Here is a 14758-nt window from a genome sequence, read left to right on the forward strand (position 1 = left end):
ATGGAGCAATCCCCGATCCATGTAGATCGGGAATTGCTCTAACTGCCGGAACCCGGCGCCTTTCAGCCAGCAAGTATCTCTTTCACTGGCGTAGCGCCAGAACCCGATGAGCCAGGCTCATCGGGGCATTTTCAGGAAAAGCGAGGCCCGCTTTTCGTGAAGAGAATGCGCCAATTAAAGATCTGGAGCATTTGAAAATGCTCCAGACTTTGGTGAAACCCGAACGGCGCATCGCGTTTCCAGCGAAGAGATGCGTTACGCCGGTTTGAGCTTCGCGGATCACGGCTGCACCAGCATCTCCGCAATCTGGCCTTTACAGCGCGAACGAATAGCCGCCATTCACGGGAATGGTCTGGCCTGTCACCCAACTGCTGGCGTCGGAGGCGAGCAGCAGGACCATATTGGCGACGTCATCGGGCTCGCCCATCCGGCGGATGACATAGTGGCCCAGCATCTTCGCCGCCATTTCCGGATTGCCAGCGCGCGCCGCCGCCACGCCCGGCGTATTGATGGCGGCGATGGCGACATTGTTGGCGCGGATATTGTGTCGGGCCAGGGTCCTGGCCATGGCGCGGGTCAACCCGGCGGCGCCAGCCTTGGCGCCTGAATAGACCTCGAGGCGCACTTCACCCATGCGGCCCGCATCGGAAATGATGGTGACGATGCGGCCATCGTTCTTTTCAATCATGCCCGGGATAACAGCGGCGCAGGCGTTCAGCACGCCATAGAAATTGACGCCGATAAACGAGTCCCAGTCGGCCCTGTCGGCCTCCCAGAACGGCTTGCGGGCGCCGCCGGTGGGCGTGGCCCCGGCGTTGCCGGCATTGTTCACCAGGATGGTCACCGGGCCAAATTTCGCCGCCCCCTGCGCCACCATACGGTTCACGGCGTCACGATCGGTGATGTCGGCGGCGACGGCCATGGCCTCTCCGCCAGCGGCGGTGATTTCCCGCGCAACCTCTTCGGCCCGCTCCGCGAAGTAATCGTTGACGATAACCTTTGCCCCATGCGTGGCCAGGTGCATGGCGATCTGTCGGCCGACGTTCTGACCGGCGCCCGTCACCAGGGCCGTGTGCCCGGCGACATTGAGAATGCTGTCTGTCATATTTTGACGTTCTCCCTGAATTATTTTTGATTTTGCGTACGCAACGGCGTGTTATCGCAAGTTATTACTTTCCAGATACTGGTCACGCAACGCCTTCTTGTAAAGTTTCCCGGTGGGCAGGCGCGGCAACTCCTCCATGAATGCGACGACGCGCGGCAGGGCGTAGCGCGCGACCTTGTTGTCAAGAAACGCGAGCAACCGCGCGGCCATGGCGTCATCGCCTTCCTCGCCCTGCTGAAGCTGTACGATCGCCCGCACCTCCTCGCCCATCTCCGGGTGTGGAACGCCGATAACGGCGACGTCGGCCACAGCCGGGTGCAGCACCAGCGCATCCTCAATGGCCTGGGGGTAGATGTTGACGCCGCCGGAGATGATCATGAAGCTCTTGCGATCGGTCAGATACAAATAGCCGTCGCTGTCGAGCCGGCCAATGTCGCCAACGGTCAGCCAGTCGCCATGGCGGGGATGACAGGACGCCGCCGTCTTCTCCGGATCATCATGATAGGCGAAGGAGGCTCCGGCCGGCTGCTCGAAATAGATCACGCCGGCTTCGCCGACAGGCAGCTCGTCGCCATCATCGTCGCATATGTGGACGGCCCCCGCCCCCGCCAGCCGGCCCACCGAGCCGGGATGCGCCAGCCATTCCTGACTGTCGATGCGCGTGCGGCCAATCCGTTCGGTTGACGAATAGTATTCCCAGAGAATTGGCCCCCACCAGGCGATCATGCGCTGCTTCACCTCCACCGGGCAGGGCGCGGCGGCGTGGATGGCGACGCGGTGGCTCGACAGATCCCACCTGAGACGCGTCGCATCCGGCAACTTCAGCATGCGCACGAACATGGTGGGGACCCACTGACTGTGGGTTACCCGGCGGGCTTCGATCAGCCGGAGCGCCTCCTCCGCATCGAACCTCTCCATCACCACCACGGTTCCGCCGAGTTGCAGCACGGCGAGGACATAACCCAGAGGCGCTGCGTGATAGAGCGGCGCCGGCGACAGATACACAGACTGGTCGTCGAAGCCATAGACCGACAGACCAGCCAGATCGGCTGTCGAGCCGAACGCGCCGTCCGGCAACGGCCGTTTGATGCCCTTGGGGCGGCCAGTTGTGCCGGAACTGTACAACATGACGTCGCCAGCGGTTTGCGGCGGATGATCTGGCGAGGCGCCAGCAATCGCCCCCTCATAGCTGACAAAACCATGGGCGGCGCCATCCAGACCAGTCACCAGCCGCAGGTCACAGATGGCGTTGTCGACCAGCGCCGCGCCCGCCGTCGCGACATGGGCTGGCGACGTGACAATCGCCCGCGCGCCGCAGTTGACGAGGATGTAGGCGACCTCACCCACGGTGAGGTGATGGTTGACCGGCGTCACATAGAGGCCGGAACGCACCGCCGCCAGCACCACCTCCATGAAACGCGGGTGGTTTTCCATCAGCACCGCCACGTGATCGCCCTTGCCGAGGCCGTGGCCGGCGAACAGATTGGCCAGATGGGCGCTGTTCGTCTCCAGTTCACCCCAGGATACGGTCTGTCCCCCAGGCTCGAAAATGAGGGCCGGCCTGTCGGGACAACTCCTGGCGTACTGGCTGACAGGCATGATGGCCTCCTTGTGAGCCGTAGCGAAATGAATGGCAGTTTCAGCGAAGGCCCAATCCCCGGGCGATGATGCCGCGCAGCACTTCCGTCGTGCCGCCCTGGATGGTCAGCTTGGGAGCAGCTTTCAGATAATATGACAGCCGCTGCCCGAACCGCTCGCGACTGTCGTCATCGCTGGCCGGGATCAGGGCTGACAGCTCGCGCGCCCGCTGCGGCAGGGCTTGCTCCCAGAGCGTGCCGAGATCCTTGACGATCGCCGCCTCAACAACCGGTTCCCGGCCCTGCTCCAGCATGCCGGCGACCGAGACAGACATGCGACGCAGGGTGTGAACCTGTGCTGTCAGCCGGCCAAGCCCGGCGGCGACCCGCACGTCCGGCTCCGCCCCGGCGATGCGCGTCAGGCCAGCGAGCGCTCCATATGTTTCCAGAAAACGCTCCGGCCCGCTCCGCTCGTAGGCCAGCTCGCTGGTCGCCTGCTTCCAGGCCCCGTCGATTTCGCCAATGACATGATCGTCCGGAATAAAGACATCGGTGAACGCCACTTCATTGAAATCGCGCTGACCGGTCATCATGCCAATGCGGTTGCAGACGATGCCCGGCGTCTTCATGTCGACCAGGAAAGACGTCAGGCCATGGCGGCGGTTTTCCTTCGTCGGCGGCGCGGTGCGGAACAGGCCGATCATGTAGTCGGCCTGATGGGCGTTGCTGGTCCAGATCTTGCTGCCATTGAGCAGCCAGCCGCCTTCCGTTCGCGTTGCCCGGCTTTGCACGGCGAAGAGATCCGATCCCGAGCCTGGCTCGCTCATGCCGATGCAGAAACAGAGCTCACCGCGCACGGCGCGCGGCAGGATGCTTTGACGGATCGCCTCGCTGCCATAGCGGATCAGGGTCGGGCCGCTCTGACGGTCGACGACAAAAAACCGGCGGGTTGGCGCCCGGGCGATGCACATCTCCTCGGTCACGACGTATCGCTCAAGGAAACTGCGCTCGCCGCCGCCGTATTTCTTCGGCCAGGTCATGCCGATCCACCCGCGCTCGCCAACCCGGCGCGCAAAGGCGTCGGCGTTGGCGGAGCCGCTTTCAGGATGTTCAGGGTCGAACACGCCGTTGGCGATTTCTTCGGCGAGGAAAGCGCGGACCTCCCGGCGCAGCTCCTGACAGCGCGGCGGCAGGCGGAGGGGATCAAAGCGAAGCGCGATAGTCATGAATTCCCCCTGGCGCCAAATCCGTTCACACCAAACAAGATTTGGCTATATCCATTTGAATTAACCCGTTTATTTATGCGAACAGCATCCATTCGACTGGAAAACGCGCGCGTCAGCGCGAAGCCAGCAGCGGCCAGAGCCGCTGGTCGCCGCCAGTGGCGACAAACTGCCCAAGCCGGACGCTCCACCAGGTTTCGTTGCCGAAGTCATCGCGCCAGCCGAGCGCGCGCAGCGTCAGGCGATGCAGGATATGCTCGTCAGTGAAGCCAATTGCGCCATGCGTCTGGTGGGCGATGGCGGCCCCGGTTTCCGCGGCCTCGCTGGCCCGGATCTTTGCGGAGGCCGCCTCCAGCAACGCCGCCTCACCCGTGACGCCCGTTTCGCTGATCGTGTCGGCCGCCGACGCCGCGACTGCGACGGCGGCGGCAGCCTCACCGCCAAGCCTGGCGAGGTTGTGCTGTACGGCCTGAAATTTGGCGATCGGCTTTTCAAAGGCCACCCGGTCCATGGCGTAGCGGACCGACAGGGCAAGCATGGTTTCCAGGGCGCCGGCGATTTGCTGGGCCCGGGCGACGGCCCCCATCAGCATCAGGTCCTCAACGGCAAGATCCACGGCCGCGATCCGGACGGGAACCACGTCGGTGAATGACACCGTATTGGCCGGATCGCCGCCCAGGCCGAAACCTGGCGCGACCTCGGCGTCGGCGGCGCGGACAAGCGCGACAGCCAAGCCATCCGGGCCCTGGGCCAGCACGGCGAAATGCCCGGCTTCGGCGCCGAAGGGGACCTGGCGGGCGCAGCCGCCCAGACGCCCCCGGGAATCAATGGTCAGGGGCGCGGCGTCGGGCGTCGCCGGAACCACGGTCATCGGACCGGAGGGCGCGGCGATATTCGCCTGCGCCAGCAGCCATCCCGCCAGCATGGTTTCCGCCAGCGGCGCCGCCAGCGCCGCCCGGCCGGCGGCCCGCAATACGCCGAACGCCTCTTCCATGGGCGCGCCGGCGCCGCCCAACGCTTCGGGAACCCAGGCGAGCGTCAGCCCGGTCTGTTCCAGTTCCGGCCACAGACGCTGTTTCCAGGCGTCCGAGCGTGACAGAATGATGGTCTGCGGATCGGCAAGCCCGGCGAACATCCTGTCCGCCATCTCCACGATGAAACTGTCCGTATCCGCCATGTTATCTTCCTGATGAAGCCGGACCAACGCCGGCGACCTGTGGTTCGGGGATCGGGCCGATCACGCCTTCCGCCCGCAGCGCGGCGATCTCGGCTTCCGGCATCTGCAACTCATCGACCAGCACCGCGTCGGTATCGGCGCCGAGCCGGGCCGAGATCGCGCCTGGCAAACGATCCGCGCCATGAAAGCGGATGGGATTGCCCGGCACGACAATGCGCCCATGTTCCGGATGGTCGATCCATTCCAGCATGCCGCGCGCGTGCATGTGCGGATCGTTGACGACCTCGACGAGATCCCGCACCGGCGCCGACGGCACCTTGTGTCGCCGCAGGATTTCACTGGCCTCCGCCCGGGTGAGATGCTTCATCCAGCCGGCGATCAGCCCGTCGGTTGCTTCAAGATGGCGGACCCGGGCCGTGCGCGTGGCGAAGCGGGGATCGTCGCGCAGGTCTTCCCGGCCAATCGCCGCCAGCAGATTGTCCCAGTGGGCCTCCCGGACGCCGATGATGGCGATATGGCCGTCGCTGGCCGCATAGACGTTATATGGCGCCACAGCCAGGCCGCCATGGCGGTTGCCGGTGCGCGGCGGCGTTGCGCCATTGTTGTAGAAAAAGGTGAGATTGGAGGCGAGCGTCGGAAACAGCGTTTCCTGCATCGCCACCTCGACCAGCCGGCCGACGCCCGTGAACTGCCGTTCGTAGAGCGCGGTGACGACGCCGGCGTAGAGGTGGGTTCCGCTCAGGAAATCCGCCAGCGCCGGCCCCGCCTTCACGGGCGGCCCATCAGGGAAACCGGTGACGCTCATGACGCCCGACACCGCTTGCACGGTGAGGTCCATGGCCAAATTGTCCCTGTCAGGGCCAGACAGTCCGTAGCCGGTTCCCGAAGCATAGATAAGGCGCGGATTGAGCGCGCTGAGTTCGGACCAGCCCGCCCCGAACCGGTCCATCACGCCCGGCGCAAAGTTCTCGAGCAGAACGTCGGCGCCGCGCACCAACCGCTTCAGCACCGCAACGCCCTTCGGCGATTTGAGGTCGAGGGTCATGCAGCGCTTGTGCCCGTTGAGCATGGCGAAGGGGGCGCCGGCGCCGCGACTGACGCCGTTACGCTGGCGCACCGGCTCACCAGCCAGCGGCTCAATCTTGATGACGTCCGCGCCGGCCTGGGCCATGAGCCAGGCGGCGTAGGGCCCCTGATAAACCTGCCCCAGATCAATGACCTTCACGCCATCGAGCGGCAGGTTGCGCCGGGTCGCCATGAGGCGCTCTCCCTCACGAAACGGGCCAGGCGCCGCGCCTGCATCCGCAGACGGCGTGCGCAACCCTGAACAAAATATCCGGGAAACATACCGAATTCTGGAAAACAGCTTTACGCCGCCATAGACATCAGAATTCATGCGATCATCACGCGCCAATGCGACCTGATCTGATGTTTCAATTACGCGATGAATAATATGCGTGACGTCAGTCTACACACATCCTGTTTCATCCCTCACAGCGCTTCTCCCAATCACTATTGGCTTATTTGTTATGCGATGAGCATGGGGCGAAGCGGCGTGCAAATCCATCTTTTTCAGATCAATGCGATCATTTGCACATATCTGAAAATCAATCGCCGACCTCCTCTCCCGGCAGGAACCGGGCGATGCCGTCGCGCATGGCGCTGAGAATACGATCCTGCTTCTCGAGAAGTCGCGAAGCCGGGCCGCCAACCCCCACCGCCAGCAGCCGGCCATGGCGGCGCTCAGGCAACAGCATGCCGATCACGCCGGCTCCCGCCGTCACCGTATTCAGGGAGATGACATGGCCCGCGGCGCGAATGTCGCGAAGGCGCCGCATCAGATCATCAAAGACGATGCGCCTGGCGGGATCGTCTTCCTCGATATTAATCCGGCGCACCAGCCTGTCGACGGCCTCTTCCGGCCGGGCGGCAAGGATGAGCTGACCGAGGCCCGAACGGGCCAACGGCCTGAGCGCGCCAGGACGCATGAAAAACTGGATGGCGTGCGGCGACGGCGCCACGTGCACATATTGCATGTAAAGGTCGCTCTGCGTGCCGATAATGACCGTCTCTTCCGTCTCCCGGTTCAGATATTTGATGAGCGCCATGATGCTGCCCTCGCCAAACAACGCCCCCTGGACCCAGCCGCCAAGCTGCACGATGCGCATGGTCGGCATGTAGGTGCGCGTGTAACGGTCGTAATCAAGATAACCCAACGTCACCATACTCTTGAGCAGGGCAGAAGCGCTGGACACCGGATAGTCGAAGTGGCTGGAGACGTCTTTCAGGCTCAAAGGCCGCTGGACGACGTCAAAGTATTCGATGATGGCGAACAGCCGTCGCGCGGTTTTGATGACGTCATCCGGCATGAGAGCCCGCCTGTTTCGTTTTCACATACATGAAACATTCATGCGGGATGGCGCGCAAGTATCCTCCCGGCGCTGCCGGCGCTATGACAGGGCAAGGCGCCGGACGACGCTCCCTGTGCAAGGGCCAAAGATAAAATCTGGGAGGATTGCCATGTTTCAGCCTGATCTGCTCGCCGGCAAGCGCGTGCTCGTTACTGGCGGCGGCACCGGCCTTGGCCGCAGCATCGCCCGCCGCTATGCGGAGCTTGGCGCGTCCCTGGTATTGTGCGGCCGCCGGAGCGAGGTGCTGGACGCGACGGCTGCGGAGATCACGGCCGAAACCGGCGCGCGGGTCGACGTCCAGACCTGCGACATCCGTTCCGGCGAGGCGGTCGAAGCAATGATGGAGCGCATCTGGCAGGATGGGCCACTCGACATTCTCATCAACAACGCCGCCGGCAATTTCCTGGCGCGCACCCATCTGCTGTCGCATCGCGCCGTCGACGCCGTGCTGAACACGGTTCTGCATGGCGCGGCTTATTGCACCATTGCCTGTGGCCGGCGCTGGATCGAAGCCGGGCGGCCCGGCGTCGTGCTGAGCATCCTGACCCTGTCCGCCCTGCAGGGCGCGCCGTTCACCGCGCCGTCCGCCATGGCCAAGGCCGGCGTGCTGGCGATGACGCGCAGCCTCGCGGTCGAATGGGGCCGGCATGGCATACGGCTTGTGGCCGTGGCTCCAGGGTCTTTCCCGACCCCGGGCGCATGGAAACAGCTCATGCCTGAAGGCCGCCAGAAGGCGCCGCTCGACCGCTCCATCCCCCTCGGCCGCCATGGCGAGCACGCAGAGCTGGCCAACCTCTGCGCTTTCCTGGCCTCGGACCAGGCCGGCTACATCACCGGCGAGGCCGTGGTCATTGACGGCGGCAAGCGCTTCCTTGGCGGCGCCGGCCCCAGTGAATTGCTGGCCTGGTCAGACGCGCAATGGGATGCGCTGCGCTCCTGACACCCGCTTCCAGCCAGACCCCGGTGGGGCGCATGACCTCGCTCTGTCCCGACACGGGGCGGGCGTGACTACGCCGCCCGCAATTCCGGAGGTCGCGACGGCCGGATGAGCGCGAAGGTGATCTGGACGATGCCGCCGGTGAGGCCGAGCGCCACGCCCAGGCGCCAGGCCATGTCGTAGGAGCCAAGCGTGTCGTACAGCAGGCCGCCGCCAAAGGCCCCGAGAAAGCTGCCGAGCTGATGCACCATGAACGAGAGGCCCTGGATCATCGCCTGCCAGCGTATTCCGAACATCTCGGCCACCGCGCCCGCCGCCAGCGGGCTGACGCCCAGCCAGAGAAAGCCCATGGTCGCGCCGAACAGCAGCGTCGAGCCCGGCGTCGGCGGCAACATGAAGTACCAGGCCAGCGTCAGCGAACGCAGCACATAGATCAGGCCAAGCAGGGCGAGCTTGTTCCAGCGCTGGCCAGCCCAGCCAAAAAACAGGCTGCCGAGCACATTGAAGCCGCCGATCATGCCCAGCGTCTGGGCGCTCAGCATCGGGTCCATGCCGCAGATCGTCAGGTAGGACGGCAAATGGGTCGTGAGGAACACCAACTGCATGCCGCAGACCATGAAGGCGATGCTCATGACCACGAAGGACATGTTGCTGTAAGCGGTTTTCACCACCGTCAACGGGCTGACCGCGCCAAGCTCATTCGCGGACGGCTTCGGCAGCGGGATCTTGTCGACGCGGCCCGCATACCAGCTTGCCGGGAGCATCAGCAGCGACAGGATGACGAAGCCGGCGAGACCCACCCGCCAGCCAAAACCGTCCATGAGCATCTGGCCAAGCGGCGCCGACACCAGGGCGCCCAGCGAACCCGCCGCCGAGACAATGCCGAGCACGGTTGAGCGCACGGATTCCGGCACGGCGCGCGTGGTCACAGACATGCCGATGCCCGTCGCCGTGCAGGCAAGCGAGGCGCCAATCAGCACGCCGCCGCCGATGGTGACGCTGATCATGCCATGCGCCGTGGCCAGCAGCACAAGCCCGGCGCAATAGAACAGTGAACCGACCACCATGATGGTGCGGAAGCCATGACGCACCGTCAGGGCGCCGGCGACCGGCTGCAGGAATCCCCAGGCCAGGTTCTGCACCGCAACCGCCAGCGTGAAATCGGACACCGAGATGCCAATGTCCCGGGTCAGGGGCTGCATGAAAATACCGAGGCTCTGCCGGAGGCCCATGCTCAGCGTCAGCATGACGGAGGCGCCGATCAGGATGGGTAATGTGGGACGCAGGACTTGCAGCAACGCCATCGTTTCAGTTTCCCCCTGGAGGCCAGCCGCCGGTAGCCACGGCCACGCCACGCCATGCTTCGCGCATGTTCTCATTCCCCATGGGAGCCCTCGCCCCATGTTCAACCATGCAGGATGCACCCGCCCGGGGCGGAAACAACGCCAATATTTGCAGGGGAGCAACGCGGCAGAGACATTCCTGCCCGGTCATGTAATCGCACGAAACACACGAAACCGGCGGTTATTCTGGCGTTGTCAGGAATGTTTTCATGATCTGGGGCGCACGTCATCCGGCGACAGGGGCGACTGACCATTCCGGCTCGACCCCACTGCCCCAGGCTCCCAGCCTGTGAAAGTCCGGTCGCCACTGCTCAACTGGTCTTGTGGGCCCGACCTGGCTTTATCTTGTCGCGACGCCCGACGTCGCCAGCGGTCATGGTCGGGCGTTCGACCTCCTTGCCCAGAATATTCGACAGCACCCGCCGCGCGTTCGCGGTGCAATCCATGTCGTTGGGCTTCGCTTCGATCTCGTCGATCAGCGCGACAAGCTGCGCCTTGCTCTGATCAAGCCGTGTTTGCAGCGCCCCGATTTCTGCCACCTTGCGGTGAAGCGCTTCAATCAGGGCATCGTGTCGCCAGTTCTCAAGATCCGGCGGAAGCAGCGTCCGGATTTCGTCAAGACTGAAGCCTGCTCTCTGCGCCGTCGCGATCAGTTCGAGCACCAGCACCGTCTCCACCGGATAGGTCCGGTAGCCGTTCGGCCGGCGGTCGACGGTCTTCAGCAGACCGGCGCTCTCATAAAAACGAATGCGCGAATGCGTCAGCCCGGTGCGCCTGGCCAGTTCGCCGATATTCATCGCGACAGTCTCCCGAAACCGCTTGACCCTCAACTTAACTTGAAGGTTACGGTCTGCTCAAGTCCGGATCTGGAGAGCTTCCATGAACCTGTTTTCCCCGCTGGCGCTGTCCAATGGCGCCGTCATTCCGAACCGCATCGCCAAGGCCGCGATGGAAGAGAACATGGCCGATGACGACCATGCGCCATCGGCCGGGCTGATCGCCCTGTACCGCGCCTGGGCCGAGGGCGGAGCCGGGCTTGTCATTACCGGCAACGTCATGGTGGACGCCCGGGCCATGACCGGCCCGGCCGGGGTCGTTCTGGAAGACGATCGCGATCTCAACCGGTTCAGGATCTGGGCGGACGCCGCGCGTTCTGGCGGCGGCCAGGCCTGGATGCAGATCAACCACCCCGGCCGTCAGATGCCCACCGGTCTCGGCCAGGAGACCCTTGCCCCATCGGCAATCGCGCTCGATCTCGGCGCACAGTCCAGGGCCTTTCCGGCACCGCGCGAGATGACGGCGGCCGACATCGCCGATGTCGAGCGCCGTTTCGTGGCGACAGCGGTGTTGGCGGAACGCGCCGGCTTCACCGGCGTCGAGATTCACGCCGCCCACGGCTACCTGCTGAGCCAGTTCCTCTCGCCGCTGGCCAACCACCGCAAGGATCGCTGGGGCGGCAGCCTGGAGAACCGTGCGCGCCTGTTGCTCGATATCGTGCGCGGCGTGCGCGCGGCCGTTTCGCCGGGTTTCGCGGTGTCAGTGAAGCTCAACTCGGCCGATTTCCAGCGCGGCGGCTTTTCGCCGGAGGATGCGCGGGCAGTCGTGCAGATGCTTGGCGCGCTCGACGTCGATCTCGTTGAATTGTCCGGCGGCAGCTACGAAGCCCCGGCGATGATGGGCTCGGCGCGCGATGGCCGCACCCTGGCCCGTGAAGCTTATTTCCTCGAATTCGCACGCGAGATCGCCGCGGTCGCGACGATGCCGTTGATGGTCACGGGCGGCATCCGCCGCCGCGAGGTGGCGGAGAAGGTGATCGCGAGCGGCGTCGCCATGGCGGGGATCGCGACCGCGCTCGCCATCGCGCCGAACCTGCCGCACAACTGGAGAAGCGGCAGGAACGATGCCCCGGCGCTGAAGCCGATCACCTGGAAGAACAAGCCGGTCGCCTCCTCGGCCCATATGGCGGCCGTCCGCTACCAGTTGGTCCGTCTCAGCCGCCGCCAGCGCACGGCGCCGAATGTATCGCCCATCTGGGCGCTGTTGACGTCGCAGATTTCAGCCAGGCGCAACGCTCGCCAGTATCGACGCTGGATGGCGGAGCGGAAGGCGGCAGCCTGATCGCCGACTGAAGCAAGCGCTCCCGCAATCGCAAGCCGCCGCGATACCTCCTTCTCAAACATGGGGTAATCGCGGGAGCGATTCGCCCTGTACAGCATGAGATTTGCTGCCGAAGAAGGTGGTTGTTCCCCGATACGATGAAGAACGGGCTCTCGACTGGTAGCCGGGCCCAGCCTCGAACGGAGAACAACCATGAGTGAATATATCGGGCTCGACGTGTCACTGAAAGAGACTGCGGGTATCGGTGCGTCGCGCTGGCAAGCGGACCTGGCGGGGCAAATGCCCATCGGATCCGGCATTGCTTGCGGCGGTGATCCGCAAGCAGGCACCCGACGCCGAGAGGGCCGTGTTTGAGACCGGCCCCTTATTGGTATGGTTTTACCACACGCTGAGTGCGGAAGGGCTACCTGCGATCTGCATCGATGCCCGGCATGCCAAGGCAGCGTTCGACATGGCGACGAACAAGACCGATGCCAATGACGCCGACGGACTTGCCAACTGGCCGAGGTCGGCTTCTACCGCGAGGTTCGCGTGAAGGGCTTCGACAGCATGCTGTCGCGCGCTCTGGTTGCGGCCCGCACGAGGCTCGTACGCACCTCCATCGAGCTCTCGAACCAGATCCGGGGGCTGATGAAAACGTTCGGACTGGTGGTTCCGCGTAGCGCTGGCGGCAAGTTCGAAGGCTATGTCAACGCTCTGCTCGCCGACCCGGGAGATCTGGCGCGGATCATCTGTCCATTGCTCGAAGCCTGGCGAACCTTGCGCATCCGTGCCGCCGAACTGAGAGGTGGTCCTAAATTTTGGACCAGTCCGCCGGTCATTTAAGCTCGTGTCATGTGCATCCTCAGGCGGCGGCCCTGAGAGCGCGTTTGCCGGTAGCATATATCTCGTCCGGCGTCCGTCCCCCATGTGATGAATGCGGGCGGTTTTCGTTGTAACAACAGATCCAGGCGGCGATGCCCATCTTCGCGGGCTCCTCTACGAAGCCGCCACGGTGATCCTGACACGGAGCCGGGCCGAAAGTCACCTGCGCAGCTGGAGGCTGAAGCTCCGGGAAAAGGTTGGCTTCAAGCGCGCCGCTGTCGCCGTCGCGCGCAAGCTCGCCGCCAAAAGGGCTTGCACTACCGGATGCGATTAGACGGCGGAATCTCAGGGTTTTTTTATAATCCTGACAAATATAAATATTGATATGTACATATCGGATGCCGCTGCGCTTTACGATGAAGGTCCATACGTCCAGATTCGCTCCACGGCGACGATCCTGGTCGTGGCCACGTCCGTAATCCAGATAATGCTTCGGAAATGACGGCCTACGCGTACATGCGCACGTCACGCTGTCGATCCTCGGGGGACGTACGCCGTTCCGGTTGCCGCTGCCATCATCTATCCGGAGCAGACCATGCCCGATCACTGCCATCGACCTGCTTGGCGGCCGCGACACGTTGGGCGCGGCCGTAGATAATCAGCATGATTTTATTGCGCGGCTCAGGGCGGGGCTCCCCGTTGCCTGCGCCAGCGCACTGGTCAGATCCGGCTGCTTGACGCAGGCTGAGACGGATGCCGTCGTGTCGCTACGGCTGGCAGCGGCTCACCAGCGAACGAGCGGTTCCCTCACACCGGGTGAATCAGTGCGGCTGCTTCGCGCGGCGAGCGTCCTTGCCCGGGCCCTGAACACATTTGGTTCGCTTGAGAAATCCAGCGCATGGTTGAGGCGACCAACAGTGGCGCTTGCAGGAGAGGCGCCCGTCACTTTGCTCCGCGCGGCCGCCGGCGCGAAACGTGTTGCCGATCTGCTCGGCCACATTGACCACGGGATTGCGACCTGACCGAGCCCCCCGTCTCAAAAAAACAAAATAGGCAGCCCGGGCAACCGCTCACTACCCGTTCGCGATCTCCCCTGAATTTCAGCACAAGGCATGCCTTCCAATCACAAAACGGCCTTCAGAAAAGAGGAGAAAATACAAATAACAAAATTGTTGCGAGAACAATCTGAAAACAAACCCAATAACAATGTTGAATAAATCATGAAAATTAAGCCCATAAACATCGTAGATGAATCAGATTTCTGGGGACATCAACCCATCAACACGCAAACTCTGCACACGTTGCTGGCTGCGACCCGAGCTCTTTCCAGCCAGCTGGAAGAATTGCTGACCGGCATCCCATCACCCGTGGCGGCGCCGATCCCCGCCACGAACGCCCGGGCCTGCCAGCCATCCGGTGGTGGCGAGCGGATGATCTTACCTACCGACTGGCCGCGCATCGGTGGCCGAAATTACCACGCCCACGCCGCCAATATTTTCGCAACGCCCCGATTTCGCTCCGCGTGGCGGCCGGGTGGAAAGAAAATTGCAATCTATGTCGCCGCCTGTGCCGGACTTTCCGAATTGGCTCAAAGGATTCACATCCCCGTCTTCAAGGTTTCAACATGCGCCGTGGACCGGGTCTGGAACCGGATGAGGGAGCTGCGCCGGGACGCCTACGGAGCAGTATATTACAGCGATGGCCGGCATGTCCGGGAGGAAGGGTGGGACAACTGGTTTCCATCACACTTGACCATGCACCGCCTGCCATCTCCCGACAGCCCGGTCTGTTGCAGTAAACGATCACTGATTGTGGACCTGCCGGAAAGCATGTCGCCGGGTGACTTCGAACGGGCATTCGATGCTGAGACGCGCAAGGGCGCGATTGACCTGTGGGCCATGTCCCCGGAGGGGCGGGATCACTGCGCCACCCTTGGACTGGATTCTTCCGTCCTACGCCGCCTGACCGAGTATCCCGGCGGCTCTGACGTGCGCCGCTCTCCCGTCAGTGTCTGATTCAAAATTATCCTGTGCGATTTCATGCCCTTGCGATGCGTCTGGTGA

The 14758-nt window shown here is 63.7% G+C and carries 13 protein-coding genes and 2 pseudogenes; 6 read left to right on the plus strand and 9 right to left on the minus strand.

Annotated elements, in window-relative coordinates; genetic code table 11:
- Window positions 1–313: 313 nt before the first annotated feature.
- The 6 genes from IE243_RS17110 to IE243_RS17135 all read right to left on the minus strand — a co-directional run bounded on the left by IE243_RS17110 (window position 314) and on the right by IE243_RS17135 (window position 7451).
- Window positions 314–1105 carry an SDR family NAD(P)-dependent oxidoreductase gene (locus IE243_RS17110; RefSeq protein WP_191320610.1) on the minus strand — a complete coding sequence of 264 codons (792 nt, stop codon included), beginning with the start codon at window positions 1103–1105 and terminating at the stop codon, window positions 314–316.
- Between the two features lie 51 nt (window positions 1106–1156).
- Entirely contained in the window at window positions 1157–2704 is a 1548-nt protein-coding gene (locus IE243_RS17115; RefSeq protein WP_191320611.1) for an acyl-CoA synthetase, read from the minus strand.
- Between the two features lie 40 nt (window positions 2705–2744).
- Window positions 2745–3908, minus strand: a complete 1164-nt coding sequence (locus IE243_RS17120) for an acyl-CoA dehydrogenase family protein (RefSeq protein WP_191320612.1) — start codon at window positions 3906–3908, stop codon at window positions 2745–2747.
- Window positions 3909–4020: 112 nt separating this feature from the next.
- A complete protein-coding gene (locus IE243_RS17125) occupies window positions 4021–5082 on the minus strand; it encodes an acyl-CoA dehydrogenase family protein (RefSeq protein ID WP_191320613.1) in 1062 nt (353 codons plus the stop codon).
- Between the two features lies 1 nt (window position 5083).
- Window positions 5084–6340, minus strand: a complete 1257-nt coding sequence (locus IE243_RS17130) for a CaiB/BaiF CoA transferase family protein (RefSeq protein ID WP_191320614.1) — start codon at window positions 6338–6340, stop codon at window positions 5084–5086.
- 349 nt (window positions 6341–6689) lie between these two features.
- On the minus strand, window positions 6690–7451 hold the full coding sequence (locus tag IE243_RS17135) for an IclR family transcriptional regulator (protein ID WP_191320615.1): 762 nt from the start codon (window positions 7449–7451) through the stop codon (window positions 6690–6692).
- A gap of 151 nt (window positions 7452–7602) precedes the next feature.
- On the opposite strand from IE243_RS17135, the gene IE243_RS17140 reads away from it, so the two are divergent.
- Complete coding sequence (locus IE243_RS17140; RefSeq protein ID WP_191320616.1) at window positions 7603–8433, plus strand: SDR family oxidoreductase; 831 nt, start codon at window positions 7603–7605, stop codon at window positions 8431–8433.
- A 68-nt stretch (window positions 8434–8501) separates the two neighbouring features.
- Here IE243_RS17140 and IE243_RS17145 read toward each other — a convergent pair whose 3' ends face one another.
- Both IE243_RS17145 and IE243_RS17150 read right to left on the minus strand, forming a co-directional pair.
- Window positions 8502–9734, minus strand: a complete 1233-nt coding sequence (locus IE243_RS17145; protein ID WP_191320617.1) for an MFS transporter — start codon at window positions 9732–9734, stop codon at window positions 8502–8504.
- A 350-nt stretch (window positions 9735–10084) separates the two neighbouring features.
- On the minus strand, window positions 10085–10570 hold the full coding sequence (locus IE243_RS17150; protein WP_191320618.1) for a MerR family transcriptional regulator: 486 nt from the start codon (window positions 10568–10570) through the stop codon (window positions 10085–10087).
- 82 nt (window positions 10571–10652) lie between these two features.
- Between IE243_RS17150 and IE243_RS17155 the strand changes: the two genes are divergently transcribed.
- Together IE243_RS17155 and IE243_RS17160 are read left to right on the plus strand one after the other, a co-directional pair.
- A complete protein-coding gene (locus IE243_RS17155) occupies window positions 10653–11891 on the plus strand; it encodes an NADH:flavin oxidoreductase/NADH oxidase family protein (RefSeq protein ID WP_191320619.1) in 1239 nt (412 codons plus the stop codon).
- A gap of 192 nt (window positions 11892–12083) precedes the next feature.
- Window positions 12084–12684, plus strand: a pseudogene (locus IE243_RS17160) (IS110 family transposase); the annotation flags it as partial.
- A 51-nt stretch (window positions 12685–12735) separates the two neighbouring features.
- Here IE243_RS17160 and IE243_RS23550 read toward each other — a convergent pair.
- Window positions 12736–12855, minus strand: a complete 120-nt coding sequence (locus tag IE243_RS23550; RefSeq protein ID WP_244643240.1) for an integrase core domain-containing protein — start codon at window positions 12853–12855, stop codon at window positions 12736–12738.
- On the opposite strand from IE243_RS23550, the pseudogene IE243_RS23555 reads away from it, so the two are divergent.
- From IE243_RS23555 to IE243_RS17175, 3 genes and pseudogenes are all read left to right on the plus strand, one after another.
- Window positions 12841–13029: pseudogene (locus tag IE243_RS23555) on the plus strand (hypothetical protein); the annotation flags it as partial. The gene IE243_RS23550 and the pseudogene IE243_RS23555 overlap by 15 nt on opposite strands.
- A 304-nt stretch (window positions 13030–13333) precedes the next feature.
- Window positions 13334–13717, plus strand: coding sequence for an Xre family toxin-antitoxin system antitoxin (locus tag IE243_RS23975; protein WP_191320621.1), 384 nt, complete (start codon window positions 13334–13336; stop codon window positions 13715–13717).
- Between the two features lie 198 nt (window positions 13718–13915).
- Window positions 13916–14710, plus strand: a complete 795-nt coding sequence (locus IE243_RS17175) for a hypothetical protein (RefSeq protein WP_191320622.1) — start codon at window positions 13916–13918, stop codon at window positions 14708–14710.
- Window positions 14711–14758 lie beyond the last annotated feature (48 nt).

It is taken from the genome of Camelimonas fluminis (genome assembly GCF_014656355.1).
Taxonomy (GTDB): Bacteria; Pseudomonadota; Alphaproteobacteria; order Rhizobiales; family Beijerinckiaceae; genus Camelimonas; species Camelimonas fluminis.